Below are 23,317 nucleotides of genomic sequence, written 5' to 3'. Positions count from 1 at the left end.
ATGACCACCCCCGCCTCCACACCGCTGGCCGACCTGCTGCCGCAGGGCGAATTCGTCGCCCGCCACATCGGCCTGACCGACGCCGACCAGCGCCGCATGCTGGCCGCCATCGGCGAGGACAGCCTCGATGCGCTGACCGCCAGCATCGTGCCGCAGGCGATCGCGCGCCTGGACGCGATGCAGCTGCCCGCCCCGGCCAGCGAGGCCGAGGCCTTGGCCGAGCTCAAGGCCATCGCCGCGCGCAACAGGCTGCTCAAGAGCTTCATCGGCCAAGGCTACTACGGCACCCTGACGCCGGGCGTGATCCTGCGCAACGTGCTGGAAAACCCCGCGTGGTACACCGCCTACACGCCGTACCAGGCCGAGATCTCGCAGGGCCGCATGGAGGCGCTGGTCAACTTCCAGACCATGGTGGCCGACCTCACCGCCATGGACATCGCCAACGCCTCGCTGCTGGACGAGGCCACCGCCGCGGCCGAGGCGATGACGCTGGCGCGCCGGGTCGTCAAGGCCGGTGGCACCGTGTTCGTCGTCAGCGCCGACTGCCATCCGCAGACGATCGAAGTGGTGCGCACGCGCGCCGAGCCGCTGGGCCTTCAGGTGCGTGTCACCCACAGCCGCGAGGACTGGCTGCAGGCGCTGGCGCGCGAGGACTACTTCGCCGCGCTGACGCAGTATCCGGCCACCACCGGCCGCATCGACGACTGGCGCGAGGACGCCGGACGCGTGCACGCCAAGGGCGCGGCCTTCGTCGTCGCGGCCGACCTGCTGGCGCTGACGCTGCTCGCCCCCCCCGGTGAGTGGGGCGCCGACATCGTGGTCGGCAGCGCGCAGCGCTTCGGCATGCCGATGGGCGCAGGGGGCCCCCATGCCGGCTTCATCGCCTGCCGCGATGCCTTCAAGCGCTCGTTGCCCGGACGGCTGGTCGGCGTCAGCGTCGATGCGCACGGCCAGCCGGCCTACCGCCTCGCCCTGCAGACGCGCGAGCAGCACATCCGGCGCGAGAAGGCCACCTCCAACATCTGCACCGCGCAGGTGCTGCCGGCGGTGGTGGCTTCGATGTACGCCGTCTACCACGGCCCGCAGGGGCTGCGCCGCATCGCCGAACGCGTGGCCACGCTGACCGCGGTGCTGGCCGCCGGGCTGGGCGAGCTCGGCCACCATCCCGCCAACGGCACCGCCTTCGACACCCTGACGCTGCACCTCGGGCAAGGCGCCGCCGCGGCCCTGCTGCGCGCGCGCGAAGCCGGCATGAACCTGCGCGACGCCGGCCACGGCAACGTCGGCATCTCCCTGGACGAGACCACCACGCGCGCCGACGTCGAGGCGTTGTGGAAGGTGTTCGCGCTGCCGGGCCAGCCGCTGCCGGACTTCGACGCCGTGGCCGCCCGGGCGCAGCCGCTGCTGCCGGCGGCGCTGCGACGCACCTCGGCCTACCTGACGCACCCGGTCTTCAACAGCCACCACAGCGAGACCGCGATGCTGCGCTACCTGCGGCGCCTCGCGGACAAGGATCTGGCGCTGGACCGCACGATGATCCCGCTCGGCTCGTGCACGATGAAGCTCAACGCCACGAGCGAGATGATCCCGGTCACCTGGCCCGAATTCGCCCAGGTGCATCCGTTCGCGCCGGCCGACCAGCTGGAAGGCTACCGGCTGCTGGACGAGCAGCTGCGTGCCTGGCTGGCGCAGGCCACCGGCTACGCCGCCATCAGCCTGCAGCCCAACGCCGGCTCGCAGGGCGAGTACGCCGGCCTGCTGGCGATCCGCGCCTGGCACGTCGCCCGCGGCGAACCCCACCGCGACGTCTGCCTGATCCCGACCTCCGCGCACGGCACCAACCCGGCCAGCGCGCAGATGGTCGGCTACCGCGTGGTACCGGTGGCCTGCGACGCCCAGGGCAACGTCGACATGGCGGACCTGCGGGCCAAGTGCCAGCAGCATGCGCGGGAACTCGCCTGCATCATGATCACCTACCCGAGCACGCACGGCGTGTTCGAGACCGAGATCGCCGAACTGTGCCGCCTCGTGCACGAGCACGGCGGCAAGGTCTACATCGACGGCGCCAACATGAACGCGCTGGTCGGCTTGGCCGCGCCGGGCCGCTTCGGCGGCGACGTCAGCCACCTCAACCTGCACAAGACCTTCTGCATCCCGCACGGCGGCGGCGGCCCCGGCGTCGGCCCGGTGTGCGTGGTGGAGGAGCTCGCCCCCTACCTGCCCGGCCATGCCACCGCGCACGCCGCCGGGGCTTACGCCGGCGCCGCGCCGCGCGAGGCGGCGGTCGGTGCGGTCAGCGCCGCGCCGCTGGGCAACGCGGCGGTGCTGCCGATCAGCTGGATGTACATCCGCATGATGGGTGCCGAGGGCTTGAAGCGCGCGACGCAAGCCGCGATCCTCGCGGCCAACTACGTCAGCGCCCGGCTGCGCGCGCACTATCCGACGCTTTACGCCAGCGCCAACGGCCACGTCGCGCACGAATGCATCCTCGACTGCCGCGCCTTCAAGGACAGCGCCGGCATCATGGCCGAGGACATCGCCAAGCGGCTGATGGACTACGGTTTCCACGCCCCGACGCTGTCGTTTCCGGTGCCCAACACGCTGATGGTGGAGCCCACCGAAAGCGAAAGCCTGGCCGAGCTCGACCGCTTCATCGATGCGATGATCGCCATCCGCGAGGAGATCCGCGCGGTGGAGCTGGGCGTGTGGCCGCGCGACGACAACCCGCTGAAGAACGCCCCGCACACCGCCGCGCACTGCCTGGAGGAAGCCTGGACGCACCCCTACCCGCGCGAGCAGGCCGCCGCGCTGCCGTTCCACCGCGCACATGGTGGCGCCGGCAGCAAGTACTGGCCGCCGGTGGGGCGCGTGGACAACGTCTACGGCGATCGCAACCTGTTCTGCAGCTGCGTGCCGGTGGCCGAGGCCGCCGCGGCCTGATCCCCGGGGCGGCCGCCCCGCGCCGCCGTGGGCGCCGCCCGCGCTCAAGGCGCGCCGGGTGGACGCCAGCTCGGCAGCGTCCACCCCAGGGCCACGGCAGCCAACCGGCTGCCGGTGGCCACCGCCACGCCGGCTGCGCTGGCCCACGGCGCCGCCACTTCCCACGCCTCCAGCGCCAGGTACGCGGCACAGCCGGCCAGCGCGCACACCGCGTAGGGCCGGTGGTCGCGGTAGACCTGCGGGATCTCGTTGCACAGCACGTCGCGCGCCACCCCGCCGACGATCGCCGTGGCCACGCCCAGCAACGCACTGACCAGCGGCGACATCCCGGCCGCCTGCGCGATGCTCGTGCCGGCAATCGCGAACAGGCCCAGCCCGAGCGCATCGGCCACCACCATCAACCGCGCGCCCGTCTCGCGCAGCGCCATCGGCAGCCACAGCGGCGCCGACAGCGCCATCGCCAGCACCAGCCACAGGTAGGCTTCGTGCTCGATCCAGAACAGCGGCCGGCGATCCAGCAGCAGGTCGCGCACGGTGCCGCCACCAAAGGCGCTCACGAAGGCCACCGAGATTCGTGGAGAATGCTGGACGTATCGTAGCTGGCTGTGGTTGCGGCCCGGCGTGGCCGTGCGCATAATGGCCCGACCATGGCCGATACCGACGTGCATACCCTGTTGCCCGAGACCGAGGCGTGGCTGCGCGCGGCACCGGGACTGCCCTATCCGCAAGCGCTGGCGGCCCAGTTTCCGCGCATCGCCAACGCGCTGGCGGCGGTGCGGCACGATCCGCAGGCCCTGCGCGAGCGGTTTCACGAGCTGCTGCACGACCACCGCGGGGGGCGGCGCGGGTTTCCGTTGGACGTGATGATGGATCTGCTGGCGCTGCGCGAGGCGCTGGTGCACGACGACACGCCGCCCGAGGTGGACGACAGCACCAAGTGGGTGTCGTGACGGGCTGCGGCCGCCCGTTCAGCCGAACGCGTAGCTGTCCATCGCCAGGTGGCGGTACTGCACCTCCCGCGTGATCGGTCGCACCGAAACTTCCCCATGAGGCCAGCCGGCCGCACCGAGCGCGAAGTACAGCGGCAGCAGATGCTCGTCGGTCGGATGGACGTGCGCGGCATGCGGGGCGCGCGTGCGGTAGTCCAGCAACGCCTCCAGGTCGCCGGCCTGCAGACGCTGCGCGACCCAGTCCGCAAACGCCGTGACCTGTGGCGCCGGTGGATCATCCAGCGCCGCCCGCTCCTCGAAAAACACCGTCAGGCTGTGCGTCAGGCTGCCCGAGCCCATCAGCAGCACCCCATCGTGGCGCAGATCGGCCAGCGCAGCGCCCAGCGCGTACACGGCCGCCGGATCGGCCGCGACGGGCAGGGCCAGCTGCACCACCGGCCAGCGCGCCTGCGGCAGCAGAAACCGCAGCGGCGACCACGCCCCGTGGTCGCGCGGACGCAGCGGATCCTCGCGCGTGGGCAGGCCGGCCGCGCGCAGGCGTGTCAGCACCTCGTGCGCCAGCGCCGGATCGCCCGGTGCCGGGTACTGAAGGCGGTACAGCGCCGGCGGAAAGCCGCCGAAGTCGTGCCACGTCGGCGGGCTGGGGTGGCTGCCCACGGCGGCCACCTCCTCCATCCAGTGCGGCGAAAGCACCACCACCGCGCGCAGGCCGGCCCCCGCCACGAGCGATTCGCCCCAGCCCCGCAGCGCAGCCCCGGCGGCGCCGGGCGCCAGCGCCATCATCGGCGAACCGTGCGAGACGAACAGCGTGGGCAGGACGGCGGACATCGTCAGTGGCGTCGGGATGCAAGGAACACGATCCTAGCGCCGCCCTTCCCGCGCCGGGTTGCACGAGCGGCAACGCGGCGTGCAAGGCCTTTGAACCGTGGCCTGCGCCCCCTGCCGTCAGCCTGGCGTGGGCGCCATCGGTGACAATCACGACATGGATCGCTACGCCGTCATCGGCCACCCCGTCGGCCACAGCAAGTCCCCGCTGATCCACGCGCTGTTCGCGCAGGCCACCGGCCAGGCGCTGGCCTACACCGCGATCGAAGCCCCGCTGGACGGTTTTGCCGCCACGGTGGATGCATTCCGCGCCGCAGGAGGACGCGGCCTCAACGTCACGCTGCCGTTCAAGCTCGAGGCCTGCGCCTACGCCGACGAGGTCAGCGAGCGCGCGCGCGTGGCCGGCGCGGCCAACGCGCTGGCGTTCGACGGCGGCCGCTGCCGCGCCGACAACTTCGACGGCGTCGGCCTGGTGCGCGACCTGCAGGTCAACCTCGGTCAGCCCCTGGCGGGACGGCGCGTGCTCGTGCTGGGCGCCGGGGGTGCCGCCCGCGGAGCGCTGCAGCCGTTGCTGCAGGCCGGGCCTGACGCCGTCGTGGTGGCCAACCGCAGCGTCGCCAAGGCCGAGGCGCTCGTTGCGGCGCTGCAGGCGCTCGGCCTCGGCCGGGAGAAGCTCGCGGCATGCGGCTACGCCGACCTGGCCGGGCAGCCCCCGTTCGACGTCGTCATCAACGCCACCGCCGCCAGCCTGGGGGGCGAGCCGCTGCCGCTGCCGTCCGGCGTCTTCGCACCGGTCACGCTGGCCTACGACATGGTCTACGGCCAGGGACTGACCCCCTTCCTGCGCCAGGCACGCGCTGCCGGTGCCGGCCGGCTTGCCGACGGATTGGGCATGCTGGTCGAGCAGGCTGCCGAAAGCTTCGCCTGGTGGCGCGGTGTGCGCCCCGACACCCGTCCCGTGATCGAGCGGCTGGCCACACCGCTGACCTGACCGCGCCCCATTCCGCTCTGCCCGCCCCCGCGATGAACCAGCTCGACGCCCTCAAGCGCCACACCACCGTCGTCGCCGACACCGGCGACTTCCTGCAGATCGCGCAATTTCAGCCGCGCGACGCCACCACCAACCCATCGCTCATCCTGAAGGCGGCGCTCAAGCCCGACTATGCATCGCTCGTCGACGAGGTCCTGGCACGCCACCGCGATCGCCCCTTGGACGAACGCGTGGACCGGCTGCTGGTGCGCTTCGGCTGCGAGATCCTGGGCATCGTGCCAGGCCGCGTTTCCACGGAAGTCGATGCGCGCCTGAGCTTCGACACGGCCGCCACCGCGGCGCGTGCCCGCCGCCTGATCGCACTCTACGAAGCCGAGGGCGTGCCGCGCGAGCGCGTGCTGATCAAGATCGCCGCCACTTGGGAGGGCATCCGCGCCGCCGAGCAACTGGAGCGCGACGGCGTCCATACGAATCTCACGCTGCTGTTCAGCTTTTGCCAGGCGGTGGCGTGTGCGGATGCCGGTGTCACGCTCATTTCCCCCTTCGTCGGCCGCATCTACGACTGGCACAAGGCGCGCGCGGGTGCGCAGTGGGACGAGGCGGCGATGGCCGGCCTGCACGACCCGGGGGTGCAGTCGGTGACGCGCATCTGGCGCCATTACAAGCACTTCGGCATCCGCACCGAGGTGATGGGTGCGAGCTTCCGCAACACCGGCCAGATCCTGGCGCTGGCCGGCTGCGATCTGCTGACCATCAGCCCGGAACTGCTGGCGCGGCTGGCCGCCACCGAGGGTGACGTGCCACGCACGCTGGACGAGGACGAGGCGCGCCGCGCCGACCTGCCCGAGCTCCACTTCGGTGCCGGCGATGAAGCGGCGTTTCGCCTCGCGCTCAACGACGATGCGATGGCCACCGAAAAGCTCGCCGAAGGCATCCGCCTGTTCTGCGCCGATGCGCAGCGGCTCGACGCCCTGGCCACCGGCCGCTGAAGGCGATCGACGGCCAGTCCGCGCCGTTGCGCTACAGTTGCGGCTTTGCGGTCGATTGTCACCATGGCCACCGAGGCGACCCTGCCCCCGATCCCGCCCAAGCGCTACTTCACCATTGGCGAGGTCAGCGATCTGTGCGGCGTCAAGCCGCACGTGCTGCGCTACTGGGAACAGGAGTTCACCCAGCTGCGCCCGATGAAGCGGCGCGGCAACCGGCGCTACTACCAGCACCACGAGGTGCTGATGATCCGCCGCATCCGTGAACTGCTCTACGAGGAGGGCTTCACGATCCAGGGAGCGCGCAACCGCCTGGCCGAATGGACGCGCCAGCAGCGCCAGCAGCGCAACGCCACCGTGGAGCCTGTCGCGGATGAGGGAGAGAAGCTGGCCATGGCGGTGACCCAGGCAACGGCCACCTTGGGCGAAGCGTTGGCCGGCCTGCCGACCTCGGCCAGACGGGCCTTGGCGGCCGAGCTGCGTGCCATCCGTGACCTGTTGCCCGACGGCACCAGCGAACCGGCGCAGGCCCATGGCGATGCGGTATAATGAAAGTCTTCGGCGTGTAGCGCAGCCTGGTAGCGCACTTGCATGGGGTGCAAGGGGTCGCGAGTTCGAATCCCGCCACGCCGACCAACAACATCAAGGGCTTACGCGAGCGATCGCGTAAGCCCTTTTTCGATCGCCCTTCCCCTTGATCCGCAAGGTTCAGCGCTGCAGCTGGATCACGGCGCAAGCGAGCCGCGGACCGGCGTTGCCCGCCGGTTGGCTGCGATAGTCGTCGGGATCACGGTGCACGATCAGCGCCCGGCCGACGACGTCCGCCGGGCCGGCGCCGACGCTGATCGTGCGCACCTCGAAGCGGAACGTCGCCACGCCCTGTGCGTCCGCCTTCAGATTAGGCAGATCCCCGGCGTGGTGCATGCCATGGCCATGACGGCCGTGGGGATGCCCGTGCGGGTTGTAGTGCCCGCCAGCACTCATGCCATCGCCGCTGGAGCAGTCACCCCGCTCGTGCACGTGGAAGCCGTGCTCGGCATTCGGCTTGAGGCCGCGTACCTCCCCGGAGACGACCACCACGTCGCCCCGCTGCTGGAACTGCACGACCCCTTGCGTGGTGCTGCCACGGGTGGGTTGCAGCTGTGCCACCGCCGTGGGGCCGCCCGTCCAGTGGGCGCAACCCGACAACAGGAAAGCGGCCCCTGCGGCCGCCGCCCATGCGATGCCTTTCATGCCGGTCTCCTCGATTCTTCGAAAGACTGCAGACCGGCAGCATACGGCAACCCCTCCGGCACCGCGCACAAAACCCTTCGTTCGACATGACTATGTCCACGCAAGGCAAGGCGGCACCGCCGAGGGGGAAAGCCGCGGCACGGCGCCACGGCCAAGGTGTGTGGTGGAGCTGGGCGGAGTCGAACCGCCGTCCGCAGGCCATTCTCGCGCAGTTCTACATGCGTAGCCGTCTGTTTGGGGTCTCGTCCCGCGCGCCGCGCAGCGGCACGCTGCGCCCGGAACCAGCAACCTTGAATCTCATCGCACCGCAAGTTGCCCGCGATGCGACCAGCCGATGAATGTGCCCTTGCCGCCGTCAGGACCTTGCGGCCCCTTCGGCCCGGCCTATCGGCCGACCGGTGCAAGGCTCACCGCGATCAGGCGGCGAGAGCGAAACGTTCGTCGTTCGCAGTTACTTTGTTGCTGTGGTTTAGCGAGGTGACAGCACCTCGGCATGCTCTGCGTCGAGTCCGCACCCACGTCGAAACCGGTGCAGCCCCGTGCCTGCTTAGTTTAGGGCAATTCGAGAAAGTTCAACAGCTGCTGCGGATGGTCGATGTGGGCATCCGCCCCCCACGTGGCGACGTCGGCGGCGTGCCCGAGATAGCCGTAGCGTGCCGCCACCGTGCGCATGCCCGCCGCGCGGCCGGCCACGATGTCGCGCTCGTCGTCACCGACGTAGAGGCAGGCCGCGGGCTCCAGGCCGAGCCGCCGCGCCGCCTCCAGCAGGGGCGCCGGGTGCGGCTTGGCGTGCGGGGTGGTGTCCCCGCCGATGACGACGGCCGCGCGCGGCAGCGGCTCGACGCGCGCAGCGATCGGCAGCGCGAAGCGCTCGACCTTGTTGGTCACCACCCCCCACGGCAATCCGGCCGCATCCAGCGCCTGCACCAGCGGCAGCACGCCCTCGAACGGCGCCGTGGCGCGCAACATCACCTCCTCGTACACGGCGAGGTACTCCGCACGCGCCGCCTCGAAGCCGTCGTCACCGGGCTGCAGCCCCAGCGCGATGGCCAGCATGCCGCGCGCGCCGCTGCTGGCGTGGGGACGGTAGCGGGCCAACGGCAGCGGGGGCAGGCCGCGGCGCTGCCGCAGCAGGTTGGCTGCGTGGCCGAGGTCGGGTGCGGTGTCCAGCAGCGTACCGTCGAGGTCGAACAGGACGGCGCGCACGTCGCGCCAGCGCACGCTCACGCGGCCTCCCGGCGCGCCGCCATCAGGTAGTTGACGTCGGTGTCCGAGCCGAGCGTGAAGCGTCGCGTCAGCGGCTGGTAGCTGAGCCCCTTGAGCTGCACCACCTCGAGTCCGGCCGGGCGCACCCAGCGCGCCAGCTCGCTGGGACGGATGAAGCGGCGGTACTCGTGCGTGCCGCGCGGCAGCAGGCGCAGCACGTACTCGGCGCCGACGATGGCCAGCAGGAACGACTTGGGGTTGCGGTTCAGCGTCGAGAAGAACACCCAGCCGCCGGGCTTGACGAGCGCCGCGCACGCCGCCACCACCGAGGCCGGGTCGGGCACGTGCTCCAGCATCTCCATGCAGGTCACGACGTCGAAGGCGCCCGCGCGCTCCTGCGCCAGCTGCTCGACGCTGACGGCACGGTATTCCAGCCCCGCCACCTGCTGCTCCAGCGCATGCAGCCGCGCCACCTTGAGCGGCTTGTCCGCCAGGTCGATGCCCAACACGCGCGCGCCGCGGCGCGCCATCGCCTCGGCCAGGATGCCGCCGCCGCAGCCGACGTCGAGCACCTCGCGGCCGCGCAGCGGCCCGGCCACCTCCTCGATCCATCCCAGACGCAGCGGGTTGATCTGGTGCAACGGCCGGAACTCGCCTTCCGGATCCCACCAACGGTGAGCGAGATCGGAAAACTTGGCCAGCTCGGCCGGATCCGCGTTCAGCTTCGTTTCCATGGCGCCATTATCGCGGCGCGTCGCAGCCGCCGGAAACGCCAAAGGCCCCGGTCGGGGCCTTTGGCAGCGGGTCGAAAGAAACTTTTCCGCCAGCGCCGGGACACGCCGGCCGGCGCCGATCAGCGGGTGCCGACCACCTCGATTTCGACGCGGCGGTTCTTGGCGCGACCTTCGCGCGTGCGGTTGTCGGCCACCGGCTGGCTCTCGCCCTTGCCCTCGGTGTAGATGCGGTTGGCGTCGATGCCCTTGCTGACGAGGTAGGCCTTGACGGCCTCGGCGCGACGCACCGACAGCTTCTGGTTGTAGGCGTCGGGGCCGGTCCAGTCGGTGTGGCCGACGGCGATGACCACCTCCAGCTTGATGCCCTTGATCTTCTCGACCAGGTCGTCCAGGCGCGCCTTGCCCTCAGGCTTGAGCACGGCCTTGTCGAAATCGAAGAACACGTCCGACGCGTAGGTCACCTTGGCCGGCGCGGCAGGGGCCGGAGCGGGCGCCGGCGCAGGCGCCGGAGCAGGCGCGGGCGCGGCGGCCGGCGCAGGCGCAGGCGCGGGGGCCGGTGCGGGCGCCGGGGCCGGAGCGGGCGCCGGGGCCGGCACGATCGCGCCGTCGCAGCCCTTGGCCGCGGTGGCCGGCGTCCACGAGCTGTTGCGCCAGCACAGTTCGTTGGTACCGTTCTTCCACACCAGGTCACCGGTGCCGTTGCGCCAGTTGTCGATGGTCTGGGCACCGGCCGCCGAGGCCATGGCAGCCGTGGCGAACAGCGCGGCAATCTTCGAGAGCTTGTTCATGGGGTTCCTCTTGGTATGGTGTACGCGGACAAGATCGCGAATCCGCCCACGATAGACGGACCTTTGCGCTCTTGGTTCCATTCTGCCACAAGCCGCCACAGCGCCAAGCCCCTGCCAAACCGGCGCCAACGGCGTCCGCGGCGCTGTTGCTGCGATGCGACAGCGATGGCATCGGCCGCAGCGCCTCGCCTGGCGCCAAGCGCGCCGACCTCGGCCGGTACAATCGTCGGCTGGCGTGGCATCAATCCGGGCCGGCAACGCACCGGCGGCACCCCACGCCCATTCACGCCACCGAGGCGGCGCCTTCCATGAGTCCATCCTTCGCCCGCGAAACCCTGCCCGTCAGCCTCGAAGAGGAGATGCGCCGCAGCTACCTCGATTACGCCATGAGCGTGATCGTGGGGCGCGCGCTGCCCGACGCCCGCGATGGCCTGAAGCCCGTGCACCGGCGCGTGCTGTACGCGATGCACGAGCTGGGCAACGACTGGAACCGGCCTTACAAGAAATCCGCGCGCATCGTCGGCGACGTCATCGGTAAATTCCACCCGCACGGCGACAGCGCGGTGTACGACACCATCGTGCGCATGGCGCAGGACTTCAGCCTGCGCCACATGCTGATCGACGGCCAGGGCAACTTCGGCTCGGTCGATGGCGACGCCGCCGCCGCGATGCGCTACACCGAAATCCGGCTGGCCAGGATCGCGCACGAGATGCTGGCCGACATCGACAAGGAGACGGTCGATTTCGGCCCCAACTACGACGGCAGCGAGCGCGAGCCGCTGGTGCTGCCCAGCCGGCTGCCCAACCTGCTGGTCAACGGCTCGGCCGGCATCGCGGTGGGCATGGCCACCAACATCCCGCCGCACAACCTCAACGAGGTGGTGGACGCCTGCCTGCACCTGCTGGCGCACCCCGAGGCAACGGTGGATGACCTGATGGCCTTCATCCCGGCGCCGGACTTTCCGACCGCCGGCATCATCTACGGGCTGCAGGGGGTGCGCGAGGGTTACCGCACCGGGCGCGGGCGCGTGGTGATGCGCGCGCGCTGCCACTTCGAGGACATCGACCGCGGCCAGCGCCAGGCCATCGTCGTCGACGAAATCCCGTACCAGGTCAACAAGAAGGTGCTGCTGGAGCGCATCGCCGAGCTGGCGCGCGACAAGAAGATCGAGGGCATCGCGCACATCCAGGACGAGTCCGACAAGTCCGGCATGCGCGTGGTCATCGAGCTCAAGCGCGGCGAGGTGCCGGAGGTCGTGCTCAACAACCTCTACAAGCACACACAGCTGCAGGACACCTTCGGCATCAACATGGTGGCGCTGGTCGACGGCCAGCCCAAGCTGTGCAACCTGAAGGATCTGCTGGACATCTTCCTGCAGCACCGGCGCGAGGTGGTGACGCGGCGCACGGTGTTCGAGCTGCGCAAGGCGCGCGAGCGCGGCCATGTGCTGGAAGGGCTGGCGGTGGCGCTGGCCAACATCGACGAGTTCATCCGCATCATCCGCGAAAGCCCCACCCCGCCGGTGGCCAAGGCCGAGCTGATGGCGCGCCGCTGGGACAGCGAACTGGTGCGCGCGATGCTGACGCGCGCGCGCGCCGATGGCGGGACCGTGAACGCCGACGACTACCGCCCTGAGGGACTGGTACGCGCCTGCGGGCTGCAGGCCGACGGGCTCTACGCGCTGTCGGAGACGCAGGCGCAGGAGATCCTGCAGATGCGGCTGCAGCGCCTCACCGGCCTGGAGCAGGACAAGATCGTCACCGAGTACAAGGAGGTCATGGCGCAGATCGACGACCTGCTCGACATCCTGGCCAAGCCCGAGCGCGTCACGGCGATCATCGCCGAGGAGCTGCGCGCCATCCGCGCCGAATTCGGCCAGACGCCGCAGGGCCAGCGGCGCAGTCAGATCGAGCCCCACGCGCAGGAGCTCGACACCGAGGATCTGATCGCGCCGCAGGACATGGTGGTGACGCTGTCGCACGCCGGCTACGTCAAGGCGCAGCCGCTGTCGGAATACCGCGCGCAGCGCCGCGGCGGCCGCGGCAAGCAGGCCACCGCCACCAAGGACGACGACTGGATCGACCAGCTCTTCATCGCCAACACGCACGACTGGATGCTGTGCTTCTCCAACCGCGGGCGGGTCTACTGGCTCAAGGTGTGGGAGGTGCCCGCCGGCGGGCGCGGCGCGCGCGGGCGGCCGATCGTCAACATGTTCCCGCTGGCCGAGGGCGAGAAGATCACCGTGGTGCTGCCGCTGACCGGCGAGTTCCGCAGCTTCCCGGCCGATCATTACGTCTTCATGGCCACCGCGCAAGGCGTGGTCAAGAAGACGCCGCTGGACGAATTCAGCAACCCGCGCAAGGCCGGCATCATCGCCGTCGACCTGGACGAGGGTGACTACCTGATCGGCGCGGCGCTGACCGACGGGCGGCACGACGTGATGCTGTTTTCCGACGCCGGCAAGGCGGTGCGCTTCGACGAGAACGACGTGCGCCCGATGGGCCGGCAGGCGCGCGGCGTCAAGGGCATGACGCTGGAGGACGGCCAGCAGGTGATCGCGCTGCTGGTGGCCGAAGACGAGACGCAGAGCGTGCTGACCGCCACCGAAAACGGCTACGGCAAGCGCACCCCGATCGTCGAATACACCCGCCACGGGCGCGGCACCAAGGGCATGATCGCGATCCAGACCAGCGAGCGCAACGGCAAGGTGGTGGCCGCCACGCTGGTGCGCCCGGACGACGAGATCATGCTGATTTCCGACCGCGGGGTGCTGGTGCGCACGCGCGTGGCCGAGATCCGCGAGATGGGCCGCGCCACGCAGGGCGTCACGCTGATCAGCCTGGACGAGGGCGACCGGCTGAGCGGTCTGCAGCGCATCGCCGACGCCGGCGACGGGGGCGAGGACGAAGGGGGCGAACCCGCCCCCGCGGAGGGCTGAGCCGATGGCGCGCCCGTTCAACTTCTCCGCCGGCCCGGCCACCATGCCCGAGGCCGTGTTGCGCCAGGCCGCCGCCGAGATGCTGGACTGGCACGGCTGCGGCATGGGCGTGATGGAGATGAGCCACCGCGGCCGCGAATTCGGCGAGATCCTCGAGCAGGCGCAAGCCGACCTGCGCGCGCTGCTGGCCATCCCCGACCACTTCAAGGTGCTGTTCAGCCAGGGCGGCGCGCTGGCGCACAACGCGATGGTGCCGCTCAATCTGGCCGGGCGCCATCCGCAGCGCGCGGTGGACGTGGTCGTCACCGGCGCCTGGAGCCAGAAGTCGGCGCAGGAGGCGCGCCGCTACGCCGACGTGCAGGTGGCCGCCAGCGGCGCCGACGGCGGCTACACCGCGATCCCCGACCCGGCCACGTGGCGGCTGCGCGCCAACCCCGCCTACGTGCACCTGTGCAGCAACGAGACCATTCACGGCGTCGAATTCCACCAGCTGCCGGACCTGGCGGCGCTGGGGTGCGACGCGCCGCTGGTGATCGACTTTTCCTCCCACGTGCTGTCGCGCCCGATCGACTGGCGTCGCGTCGGGCTGGCGTTCGGCGGGGCGCAGAAGAACATCGGCCCGGCGGGGCTGACGCTCATCATCGTGCGCGAGGATCTGCTCGGCCACGCGCTGCCGATCTGCCCCACCGTGTTCGACTACCGCGTGCTGGCCGAGCAGCAGTCGATGGCCAACACGCCGCCGACCTGGGCCATCTACGTGGCGGGCCTGGTGTTCCAGTGGGTGGCGGCGCAGCGCGAGGGCGAGCTCACCGGCGTGGCGGCGATGGAGGCGCGCGCGATCGCGCGCGCGCGGCTGCTGTATGAGGCCATCGACGGCTCGCAGCTTTACGTCAACCTCGTGGATCCGGCCTGCCGCTCGCGCATGAACATGCCGTTCTTCCTGCGCGGCGACGACGGCCGGCCGCTGAAGGATCCGGCGCACCCGCGCAACGCTGCCTTCCTGCGCGGGGCGCAGCAGCGCGGGCTGCTGCAGCTCAAGGGCCACAAGTCGGTCGGCGGCATGCGCGCCAGCCTCTACAACGCCATGCCGATCGAGGGCGTGCAGGCCCTGGTCGAGTACCTGCGCGAGTTCGAGCGCAGCGCCTGAGATGGAGTCCGCGCGGATGACCACGCCCTCCCCCTCCCTCGCCGCCTCCCCGCAGCCGCAGGCCAGCCCGGCGCTGCGCGCGCTGCGCGACCAGATCGACGCCATCGACCGCGAGCTGCTGCGCCTGCTCAACGAGCGCGCGCGCATCGCGCAACGGGTCGGCGAGGTCAAGCGCGCCGAGGGTTCGCCGTTCTTTCGCCCCGACCGCGTCGCGCAGGTGATCGCCAACATCGAGGCCGCCAACCCGGGCCCGCTGCACAACCGGCACGTGGCGGCGATCTGGCGCGAGATCATGTCGGCGTGCCTGGCGCTGGAGGCGCCGATGCGCGTGGCCGTGCTCGGCCCCGAGGGGACGTTCTGCGAGCAGGCCGCGATCGAATACTTCGGCAGCGCCGCCGAGCTGATCCACTGTCCGAGCTTCGACGAGGTCTTCCACGCCACCGCGGCGGGCACCGCCCAGTTCGGCGTCGTCGGCGTCGAGAACTCCACCGAGGGCGTGGTGGCGCGCTCGCTCGACCTGTTCCTGCGCTCGCCGGTGCACATCGTCGGGGAGGTCAGCCTGCTGGTGCGCCACAACCTGCTGCGCCAGGTGCCGAGCCTGGAGGGCATCGAGGTGGTGATGGCACACCCGCAGGCCCTGGCGCAGTGCCAGGGCTGGCTGTCGACCCACCTGCCGCACGCCGAACGGCGCGCCGTGGCCAGCAACGCCGAAGGGGCGCGGCTTGCCACCACCAACCCGGCGTGGGCGGCGCTGGCCAGCGAGCGTGCCGCGGCGCAATACGCGCTGCACATCGTCGCGCACGCGATTCAGGACGAAGCCTACAACCGCACGCGCTTTGCCATCATCTGCCTGCCGCAGACGATGGCCATGCCCGGTCCGAGCGGGCGCGACTGCACCAGCATCGTCGTGTCGGTACCGAACCGTCCCGGCGCCGTGCACGACCTGCTCAAACCCCTGAAGGAGCACGGTGTCTCGATGACGCGCTTCGAGTCGCGCCCGGCCAAATCGGGGCAGTGGGAGTACTACTTCTACATCGACATCGCCGGCCATCCGTCGCAGCCGCACGTCGGCGCGGCGCTGCAGGAGCTGCAGGGGCTGTGCGCGTTCTACAAGATGCTGGGCGCCTATCCGGTGTCGGAGACATGAGCACGGCGTCCCCCCCCGAGCCGGTGCAGCGCCTGGCCGTCATCGGCTGCGGTCTGATGGGCGGCTCGTTCGCGCTGGCGCTGCGCGCCGCGGGGCTGGTGCGTCACGTGGTGGGGGTGGCGCGTTCGCCCGAGGCACGGACGCGCGCCGCGGCGCGGGGGGTGGCGGACGAAGCCACCGACGACCCCGCGGCTGCCGCACGCGGCGCCGACGTGGTGCTGCTGGCGGTGCCGGTGGCCGCCACGGAAGCGACGCTGCGCGCGCTCGCCCCGGCGCTGGCCGACGACACGTTGCTGATGGACGTCGGTTCCACCAAGGCCGACGTCGTGGCCGCGGCGCGCGCGGCGCTGGACGCGCGGCGCCTGGCGCGCTTCGTGCCGGCGCACCCGATCGCCGGCAAGGAAAAGGCAGGCGTCGAGCACGCCTGCGCCGACCTCTACCGCGGCGCGCCGGTGATCCTGACGCCGCTGCCGCAAACCGCCGCCGACGCGCAGCGGCGCGCGCGGACACTGTGGCAGGCGCTCGGGGCGCGCGTGCACGCGATGAGCCCGCACGAGCACGACGCGGCGCTGGCGGCGGTCAGCCACCTGCCGCACCTGCTGGCGTTCGCCGCCATGCACGCGCTGGCACAGCAGCCCGATGGAGGGCGCTTCCTGGCGCTGGCTGGCCCGGGGTTTCGCGACTTCACGCGCATCGCCGCCAGCGACCCCGAGGTCTGGCGCGACATCCTGCACGCCAACGCCGCCGAGGTGCGCGCGCAGGCGGCGGCGTTTCGCGCCGCGCTGGACGCCTTCGAGGCGGCGCTGGACGAGCCGGCGCGGCTGCAGCGGCTGATCGAGGCGGCCAGCCGCGCGCGCCGCGCCTGGGCGCCGGCCGGCGCGCCCCCCAGTCCCTGATCGAGCCGATGTACGACATCCCCTTTCTCGACCTGCCCCCCCTGCGCCGCGCCGGCGGCACCGTGCGCCTGCCCGGCTCCAAGAGCATTTCCAACCGCGTGCTGCTGCTGGCGGCGCTCAGCGCCGGCCGCACCGTCGTGCGCGACCTGCTGGATTCGGACGACACGCGCGTGATGCTGCAGGCGCTGCAGACGCTGGGCTGCGGTCTCGAGCGGCTCGACGCCACCACGGTGGCGGTGACGGGCCTCGGCGGGCGGCTGCCGGTGCGGCAGGCGGCGCTGTTCCTCGGCAACGCCGGCACCGCGATGCGGCCGCTGACGGCGGCGCTGGCGCTGCTGGCCGCGCGCGAGGGTGGCAGCTTCGAACTGCGCGGCGTGGCGCGCATGCACGAGCGGCCGATCGGCGACCTGGTCGAGGCGCTGCGCCAGCTCGGCGCCGACGTCGCGTACCTGGGGCAGGAGGGCTACCCGCCGCTGCGCGTGCACGGGCCGGCAACGCTGCGTCTGGAGGCGCCGATCCGGGTGCGCGGCGACGTCTCCAGCCAGTTCCTGACGGCGCTGCTGCTGGCGCTGCCACTGGTGGCGCAGGCGCAGCCGATCGTGGTGGAGGTCAGCGGCGAGCTGATCTCCAAGCCCTACGTCGCGATGACACTGAAGCTGCTGGCGCGCTTCGGCGTGGCGGTGCAGCGCGATGGCTGGCGCCGCTTCACCATCCCGGCCGGCGCGCGCTACGCCACCCCGGGCGAGGTGCACGTCGAGGGCGACGCCTCGGCGGCGAGCTACTTCATCGCCGCCGGGGCGCTGGCGGCCACGGCGCAACCGGTGACGATCGAGGGCGTGGGGCTGGCCTCGATCCAGGGCGACGTGGCGTTCGCCGAGGCCGCGCGCGCGATGGGCGCGGAGGTGGAAGGCGAAGCCAACCGGCTGCACGTGCGCCGCGGCGCCTGGCCGCTGCGCGCGCTGGAGCTGGACTGCAACGCCATTCCGGACGCGGCGATGACGCTGGCGGTCATGGCGCTCTACGCCGACGGCGCGAGCACCCTTCGCGGCATCGGCAGCTGGCGCGTCAAGGAGACCGACCGCATCGCCGCCATGGCCACCGAACTGCGACGGCTCGGCGCCACCGTCGAGGAAGGGCCGGACTGGCTGCGCGTGCACCCGCTGCCGGCCGACGGCTGGCGCGCCGCGGCGCTGCACACCTACGACGATCACCGCATGGCGATGTGCGGGTCGCTGGCGGCGTTCAACCCGGCGCGCCGTCCGGTGCGCATCCTCGACCCCAAGTGCGTCGCCAAGACCTTTCCGGACTACTTCGAAACCCTGTGGCAGGTGGTCGAGGCCGACCCCGCCGACATCCCGGTGATCTGCATCGACGGCCCCAGCGCCTCCGGCAAGGGGACGCTGGCGTCGGCGCTGGCGCGCCGGCTCGGCTACCACGTGCTGGACTCCGGCGCGCTGTACCGGCTGGTGGGGCTGGCGGCGGCGCGCGCCGGCGTGCCGACCGACGCCGCGGCGCTGCAGGACGAGGCGGTGCAGGCGCGGCTGGGGGAGCTGGCGCGCACGCTGCCGGCGCGCTTCGACGGCGGGCGCGTATGGCTCGGGCAGGAGGACGTCACCGCCGAACTGCGCAGCGAGGAGGCCGGCGCGGCGGCCTCGCGCGTATCGGCGATCCCCGCCGTGCGCGCCGGGCTGTTGGCGCTGCAGCGGGCCTTCCGCCGCTTGCCGGGGCTGGTGGCCGACGGGCGCGACATGGGCACGGTGGTGTTTCCGGACGCGGCGCTCAAGGTGTTCCTGACCGCCAGCGCGCGTGCGCGCGCCCAACGGCGCCACGAACAGTTGCGCGCACGCAACGAACATGCTAGCATTGAAAGTCTTTTGGCCGAGCTTGAGGCCCGCGATGCGCGCGACCGTGCACGCAGCGTGGCGCCGCTTGCGGCGGCCGAGGATGCGCTGGCGCTTGACAACACGCACCAGACGATCGAGGAGTCGGTCGAGACGGTGCTGGGTTGGTGGGCGCAGCGCCGGCCGTTCGAAGCCTGAGGCTTCGCGCGGCCAACCGTTGCAGGCCCCGAGGGCGCCGCCGCGGCTTTCCGCGCCGCGCACGCCCGAGGGTTCGTCAACCCAACCACCCGCGCCACGCGCCGGGTGTCAACCCGTCCCGCCGGCCGTCCCGGGCGCGGCGGTCTGCCACAGGAAATTTCATGTCCGAATCCTTTGCCGCCCTGTTCGAAGAGTCGCTCAAGCGCGCCGACCTGCGCGTAGGCGAGGTCATCACCGCCGAGGTGGTGCGCATCGACCCCAACTTCGTCGTCGTCAACGCCGGCCTCAAGTCCGAGGCCTACATCCCGATCGAGGAGTTCAAAGACGACCAGGGCGAGCTCGAAGTGCGCGAAGGTGACTTCGTGGCCGTGGCCGTCGAGGCGGTCGAAAACGGCTACGGCGACACCATCCTGTCGCGCGAAAAGGCCAAGCGTCTGGCCGCGTGGGCGATGCTGGAAAAGGCGCTCGAGTCGGGCGAATTCGTCACCGGCACCACCACGTTCAAGGTCAAGGGTGGCCTCAAGGTCATGGTCAACGGCATCAGCGCGTTCCTGCCGGGCTCGCTGGTCGACACCCGCCCCGTCAAGGATCTGACGCCTTACGAGGGCAAGACCATGGAGTTCAAGGTCATCAAGCTGGACCGCAAGCGCAACAACGTCGTGCTCAGCCGTCGCGCCGTGGTCGAAGCCAGCATGGGCGAAGAGCGCGCCAAGCTGCTGGAAACCCTCAAGGAAGGCGCCATCGTCACCGGCGTGGTCAAGAACATCACCGAATACGGTGCCTTCGTCGACCTGGGCGGCATCGACGGCCTGCTGCACATCACCGACATGGCCTGGCGCCGCGTGCGCCACCCGAACGAGGTGGTGCAGGTCGGCCAGGAGATCACCGCCAAGGTGCTCAAGTTCGACCCCGAGCGCCAGCGCGTCAGCCTGGGCCTGAAGCAGATGGGCGACGACCCCTGGCTGGGCGTGGCGCGCCGCTACCCGGCCGGCACGCGCCTGTTCGGCAAGGTCACCAACATCGCCGACTACGGCGCCTTCGTCGAGCTGGAGCCCGGCATCGAGGGGCTGGTGCACGTCTCCGAGATGGACTGGACCAACAAGAACGTCGCGCCGAGCAAGGTCGTCTCGATCGGCGACGAGGTCGAGGTCATGGTGCTGGACATCGACGAGGACAAGCGCCGCATCAGCCTCGGCATGAAGCAGTGCAAGCCCAACCCGTGGCAGGAGTTCGCCGACACGCACCGCAAGGGTGACCGCGTCAAGGGCCCGATCAAGTCGATCACCGACTTCGGCATCTTCGTCGGGCTGGAAAATGGCATCGACGGCCTGGTGCACCTGTCCGACCTGTCGTGGAACGAACCGGGCGAAGTCGCGGTGCGCAACTACAAGAAGGGTCAGGAGGTCGAGGCGGTCGTGCTGGGCGTCGACGTCGAGCGCGAGCGCATCAGCCTGGGCATCAAGCAGCTCGACGCCGATCCGTTCACGACCTTCGTGTCGATCCACGACAAGGGCTCGACCGTCACCGGCACGGTCAAGAGCGTCGACGCCAAGGGCGCCGAGATCGACCTCGGCAACGACGTCACCGGCTACCTGCGCGCCAGCGAGATCTCGCGTGACCGCGTCGAGGACGCCCGCAACGTCCTGAAGGAAGGCGACGAGGTCACCGCGGTGATCATCAACGTCGACCGCAAGAACCGCAGCATCCAGCTGTCGATCAAGGCCAAGGACGCCGCCGACCAGCAGGAGGCGATGGCCAGCCTCGCGCAGAACGCCGGCAATGCCGGCACCACCAACCTGGGGGCGCTGCTGCGCGCCAAGCTCGACAGCAGCAGCGGCAACTGACCGCCCGCCGGGGTCGGCTTCCGTCCCCGCCCGGGGCGGGCCTGCCTCGCCCGAGCCAAGACCCGCCGCGGCCCGCCGGCCCGGCGGATCTTGCTTTTTGGGGACACCACCGGGGCGCCGCGTCCGCCCGCGCTTGGGCATAATCGTCGCATGAACCGCAGCGACCTGTTCGACGCGCTGGCCGAGCGCTACCCGCACCTGACGGAGGCCGACGCCCAGGCCGCCGTGATGACCATCCTCGAGACGATGGCCGCCGCGCTGGCCGCCGGTCAGCGCATCGAGCTGCGCGGCTTCGGCAGCTTCAGCGTCCACCAGCGCCGGCCGCGGCAGGCGCGCAACCCGCGCACCGGCGCGGCGGTGGAGGTGCCCGAACGGCGCACGGTGCACTTCAAGCCCGGCAAGGCGCTGCGCGACGCGGTCGACGGCGCCGCGGCCGGTGCCACCACCCCATGAAAGTGCTTGCCTGGCTGCTGCGCGCCGCCTTCTTCCTGCTGATCTTTGCGCTGGCGCTCAACAACACCGCGCCGGTGGTGGTGCACGGCCTGTTCGGCACCCAGTGGCAGGGGCCGCTGGCGCTGGTGCTGCTGGTCGTCCTGCTGCTGGGGGTGCTGCTCGGCATGGCGGTCATGACGCCGCTGTGGTGGCGCGCGCGACGCCAGGCACGGCGCGACTCCGCCAGCCCCGCCGCCTCCACCCCGCCGGCCACCGGCGCCGCCCACGCCACGGACTGGCCCGATGCCGTTTGACCTGAGCTGGCTGCTGTGGGCGCTGCCGGTGGCCTTCGGGTTGGGCTGGCTGGCCTCGCGCCTGGACCTGCGCCAGTGGCGGCTGGAAGGCCGGCGCGCGCCGCGCGCCTACTTCCGCGGCCTGCATCACCTGCTCAACGAGCAGCAGGACCAGGCCATCGATGCCTTCGTCGAAGCGGTGCGGCACGACCCGGACGCCGCCGAGCTGTACTTCGCGCTGGGCGGTCTGTTCCGTCGCCGCGGCGATTACGAGCGCGCCGTGCGCGTGCACGAGCACCTGCTGGCGCGCGCCGATCTCAGCGCGGCCGAGCGCGAGCGCGCGCAGCACGCGCTGGCCCACGACTTTCTCAAGGCCGGTCTGCTGGACCGCGCCGAGGCGGCCTTCAGCGCGCTGCTGGGCACGCGCTTCGATGCCGACGCGCGCCTGGCGCTGCTGCACGTGTACGAGCGTGGGCGCGACTGGGCGCGCGCGGCCGCGATGGCCGAGACGCTGGACGGCGGCGAGCACGGCAGCTTTCGCCTGCGCCGCGCCCATCACGTCTGCGAGCAGGCCGCCGCGCTGCAGCGCCAGGGACGCCACGGCGAGGCGCTGGCGCTGCTCGAGGCGCAGGTGCAGCGCACGCCCGAGTCGGCGCGCGCGTGGGTGACTCTGGCCGAGGTGCGGCAGGCACTGGGGCAGGCCGACGGCGCGCTGCAGGCCCTGCTGGCGCTGGCGCGGCACGTGCCGAGCCACGTGCCGCTGGTGGCCCATCCGCTGGTGCAGGCGGCGGCCGCGTCCGGATGCCGCGACGAGGTGCGCGTGCTGCTGCAGGAATGGGCACAGCGCCACCCCCCGTCAGTGGACGTGACACAGGCGCTGGCCAGCCTGGAGGACGACGCCTCAGCCGCCCGGCGGCGCTACGTCGAGCACCTGCGCCAGGCGCCGTCGCTGGTGGCGGCCAACCTGTGGCTGGCTGGCGTGCCCCTGGGCGACGACGAGGCTGAACCCCTGGTACGCCGCGCGCTGCAGCAGGCCTGCGAGCCGCTGAAGCGCTACCGCTGCGCGGCCTGCGGTTTCGAGGCGCGGCAATATTTCTGGCACTGCCCGGGCTGCCAGGGCTGGGACACCTACCCGCCGCAGCGCGTCGAGGAGCTGTGACGGCAGGGCCGGTGGTGCCCGAGCGTCAACCCGTCACCAGCGCCTGCAGCGCCGTCTCGTCGGCGATGCGGTAGAGACGGCCGACGCGATCCAGCGGCTCCAGGATGCCGGCCTTGACCATCGCGCTGATCTCGCGGCTGACGGTCTCCAGCTTCAGGTCCATCATCGCGCCCATGTCCTCGCGCGAAAACAGCGTGACGACCTGCGGGTCGGTGGCGTGACGCATCTTCAGGACGAAGTTGGCCACGCGCTGGCGCGCGCTGCCGAAGTTGAGCGCGGCGAGCCAGTCGTCGGCCTCGCGCAGGGCCGCCTGCCACTTCTGCAGCAGGCGCATGTGCAGCCGCGGCGAGTTCTGTGCCAGGCGATGGATCACTTCCACCGGGATGCGGCACACCGACGCTTCGGTCAGCGCCACCGCCTCGCTGTCGTAGCGCGCACCGGCCAGTGCCTCGATGCCGACGACATCGCCCGGGCGCAGCAGGCGCAACACGCGCTGACGCCCGTCCGGGGTACTGCGCACCAGCTTGATGAGTCCGCTGCGCAGCGTGAAGACGCTGTGCGCCGGCGCCGCTTCGGCGTACAGCGTCTGGCCCGCGGCGTAGACCAGGTCGTCGATCGGCGCGTGGATGAGGTTGAAGTCCTGCTCGTTGAGGTCGGCGAACAGCACCATGTCGCGGATGCCGCAGGCCTTGCAGTCCGCCGTGCCGCGCCAGGCCGATTCGGTCTTGATCGGGATCATGCGCCGAATTGTCGCCGTTTCCGGCGCGG

The 23,317-nt window shown here is 71.4% G+C and carries 21 protein-coding genes, 1 tRNA gene and 1 other RNA gene; 15 read left to right on the top strand and 8 right to left on the bottom strand.

The annotated features are described in order from the left end of the window. A complete protein-coding gene (gcvP, locus tag Tsedi_RS03825) occupies positions 1–2,940 on the top strand; it encodes an aminomethyl-transferring glycine dehydrogenase (protein ID WP_143893772.1) in 2,940 nt (979 codons plus the stop codon). A 44-nt stretch (positions 2,941–2,984) separates the two neighbouring features. On the opposite strand, the gene Tsedi_RS03820 is transcribed toward gcvP, so the two are convergent. Next, on the bottom strand, positions 2,985–3,575 hold the full coding sequence (locus Tsedi_RS03820; protein ID WP_221934197.1) for a trimeric intracellular cation channel family protein: 591 nt from the start codon (positions 3,573–3,575) through the stop codon (positions 2,985–2,987). 12 nt (positions 3,576–3,587) lie between these two features. Here Tsedi_RS03820 and Tsedi_RS03815 point away from each other — a divergent pair, with 12 nt between their 5' ends. Then, positions 3,588–3,890 carry a hypothetical protein gene (locus Tsedi_RS03815; RefSeq protein ID WP_143893768.1) on the top strand — a complete coding sequence of 101 codons (303 nt, stop codon included), beginning with the start codon at positions 3,588–3,590 and terminating at the stop codon, positions 3,888–3,890. An 18-nt stretch (positions 3,891–3,908) separates the two neighbouring features. Here the strand turns inward: Tsedi_RS03815 and Tsedi_RS03810 are convergent, their stop codons facing one another. Continuing rightward, positions 3,909–4,718 (bottom strand): DODA-type extradiol aromatic ring-opening family dioxygenase, encoded by an 810-nt coding sequence (locus tag Tsedi_RS03810; protein ID WP_143893765.1) that lies wholly within the window; start codon positions 4,716–4,718, stop codon positions 3,909–3,911. Positions 4,719–4,872: 154 nt separating this feature from the next. Here Tsedi_RS03810 and aroE point away from each other — a divergent pair, with 154 nt between their 5' ends. The 4 genes from aroE to Tsedi_RS03790 all read left to right on the top strand — a co-directional run bounded on the left by aroE (position 4,873) and on the right by Tsedi_RS03790 (position 7,328). Next, on the top strand, positions 4,873–5,706 hold the full coding sequence (gene aroE, locus Tsedi_RS03805) for a shikimate dehydrogenase (RefSeq protein WP_143893763.1): 834 nt from the start codon (positions 4,873–4,875) through the stop codon (positions 5,704–5,706). A gap of 32 nt (positions 5,707–5,738) precedes the next feature. Further along, positions 5,739–6,695, top strand: a complete 957-nt coding sequence (tal, locus tag Tsedi_RS03800; protein WP_143893760.1) for a transaldolase — start codon at positions 5,739–5,741, stop codon at positions 6,693–6,695. 63 nt (positions 6,696–6,758) lie between these two features. Continuing rightward, a complete protein-coding gene (locus Tsedi_RS12340) occupies positions 6,759–7,241 on the top strand; it encodes a MerR family transcriptional regulator (protein WP_246099167.1) in 483 nt (160 codons plus the stop codon). 10 nt (positions 7,242–7,251) lie between these two features. After that, positions 7,252–7,328: transfer RNA gene (locus Tsedi_RS03790), tRNA-Pro, on the top strand. A 72-nt stretch (positions 7,329–7,400) separates the two neighbouring features. Here the strand turns inward: Tsedi_RS03790 and Tsedi_RS03785 are convergent. The 5 genes from Tsedi_RS03785 to ompA all read right to left on the bottom strand — a co-directional run bounded on the left by Tsedi_RS03785 (position 7,401) and on the right by ompA (position 10,653). Continuing rightward, positions 7,401–7,925 (bottom strand): superoxide dismutase family protein, encoded by a 525-nt coding sequence (locus tag Tsedi_RS03785; RefSeq protein ID WP_143893758.1) that lies wholly within the window; start codon positions 7,923–7,925, stop codon positions 7,401–7,403. 161 nt (positions 7,926–8,086) lie between these two features. Continuing rightward, positions 8,087–8,464, bottom strand: a transfer-messenger RNA (tmRNA) gene (ssrA, locus tag Tsedi_RS03780). Between the two features lie 13 nt (positions 8,465–8,477). Continuing rightward, positions 8,478–9,152: an HAD family hydrolase gene (locus Tsedi_RS03775; protein WP_143893757.1), complete on the bottom strand. Its 675-nt coding sequence runs from the start codon at positions 9,150–9,152 to the stop codon at positions 8,478–8,480. Continuing rightward, positions 9,149–9,865: a bifunctional 2-polyprenyl-6-hydroxyphenol methylase/3-demethylubiquinol 3-O-methyltransferase UbiG gene (ubiG, locus tag Tsedi_RS03770; RefSeq protein ID WP_143893755.1), complete on the bottom strand. Its 717-nt coding sequence runs from the start codon at positions 9,863–9,865 to the stop codon at positions 9,149–9,151. The genes Tsedi_RS03775 and ubiG overlap by 4 nt, the downstream gene beginning before the upstream one ends. A gap of 119 nt (positions 9,866–9,984) precedes the next feature. Continuing rightward, positions 9,985–10,653, bottom strand: coding sequence for an outer membrane protein OmpA (gene ompA, locus Tsedi_RS03765; RefSeq protein ID WP_143893753.1), 669 nt, complete (start codon positions 10,651–10,653; stop codon positions 9,985–9,987). 308 nt (positions 10,654–10,961) lie between these two features. Between ompA and gyrA the strand changes: the two genes are divergently transcribed. From gyrA to lapB, 9 genes are all read left to right on the top strand, one after another. Beyond that, positions 10,962–13,592 carry a DNA gyrase subunit A gene (gene gyrA / locus Tsedi_RS03760; RefSeq protein WP_143893751.1) on the top strand — a complete coding sequence of 877 codons (2,631 nt, stop codon included), beginning with the start codon at positions 10,962–10,964 and terminating at the stop codon, positions 13,590–13,592. A gap of 4 nt (positions 13,593–13,596) precedes the next feature. Continuing rightward, a complete protein-coding gene (gene serC / locus Tsedi_RS03755; protein ID WP_143893750.1) occupies positions 13,597–14,739 on the top strand; it encodes a 3-phosphoserine/phosphohydroxythreonine transaminase in 1,143 nt (380 codons plus the stop codon). A 16-nt stretch (positions 14,740–14,755) separates the two neighbouring features. Then, positions 14,756–15,886: a prephenate dehydratase gene (pheA, locus tag Tsedi_RS03750; protein ID WP_143893748.1), complete on the top strand. Its 1,131-nt coding sequence runs from the start codon at positions 14,756–14,758 to the stop codon at positions 15,884–15,886. Further along, on the top strand, positions 15,883–16,782 hold the full coding sequence (locus Tsedi_RS03745; protein WP_143893745.1) for a prephenate dehydrogenase: 900 nt from the start codon (positions 15,883–15,885) through the stop codon (positions 16,780–16,782). The genes pheA and Tsedi_RS03745 overlap by 4 nt, the downstream gene beginning before the upstream one ends. An 8-nt stretch (positions 16,783–16,790) precedes the next feature. Continuing rightward, complete coding sequence (locus tag Tsedi_RS03740; RefSeq protein WP_143893743.1) at positions 16,791–18,821, top strand: bifunctional 3-phosphoshikimate 1-carboxyvinyltransferase/cytidylate kinase; 2,031 nt, start codon at positions 16,791–16,793, stop codon at positions 18,819–18,821. Positions 18,822–18,982: 161 nt separating this feature from the next. Further along, complete coding sequence (gene rpsA / locus Tsedi_RS03735; RefSeq protein WP_143893741.1) at positions 18,983–20,665, top strand: 30S ribosomal protein S1; 1,683 nt, start codon at positions 18,983–18,985, stop codon at positions 20,663–20,665. Between the two features lie 150 nt (positions 20,666–20,815). Then, positions 20,816–21,118, top strand: coding sequence for an integration host factor subunit beta (locus Tsedi_RS03730; RefSeq protein WP_143893739.1), 303 nt, complete (start codon positions 20,816–20,818; stop codon positions 21,116–21,118). Continuing rightward, positions 21,115–21,411, top strand: coding sequence for a lipopolysaccharide assembly protein LapA domain-containing protein (locus tag Tsedi_RS03725; protein WP_143893737.1), 297 nt, complete (start codon positions 21,115–21,117; stop codon positions 21,409–21,411). The genes Tsedi_RS03730 and Tsedi_RS03725 overlap by 4 nt, the downstream gene beginning before the upstream one ends. After that, on the top strand, positions 21,401–22,549 hold the full coding sequence (lapB, locus tag Tsedi_RS03720; RefSeq protein ID WP_143893735.1) for a lipopolysaccharide assembly protein LapB: 1,149 nt from the start codon (positions 21,401–21,403) through the stop codon (positions 22,547–22,549). The genes Tsedi_RS03725 and lapB overlap by 11 nt, the downstream gene beginning before the upstream one ends. Positions 22,550–22,574: 25 nt before the next feature. Here lapB and Tsedi_RS03715 read toward each other — a convergent pair whose 3' ends face one another. Continuing rightward, the gene (locus Tsedi_RS03715; RefSeq protein ID WP_143893733.1) at positions 22,575–23,288 is read right to left on the bottom strand and encodes a Crp/Fnr family transcriptional regulator; all 714 of its coding nucleotides are present in this window, start codon (positions 23,286–23,288) and stop codon (positions 22,575–22,577) included. Positions 23,289–23,317: the final 29 nt, after the last annotated feature.

It is taken from the genome of Tepidimonas sediminis, assembly GCF_007556605.1.
Lineage (GTDB): Bacteria > Pseudomonadota > Gammaproteobacteria > Burkholderiales > Burkholderiaceae_C > Tepidimonas > Tepidimonas sediminis.
This window is presented reverse-complemented; position numbering and strand designations above follow the sequence as displayed.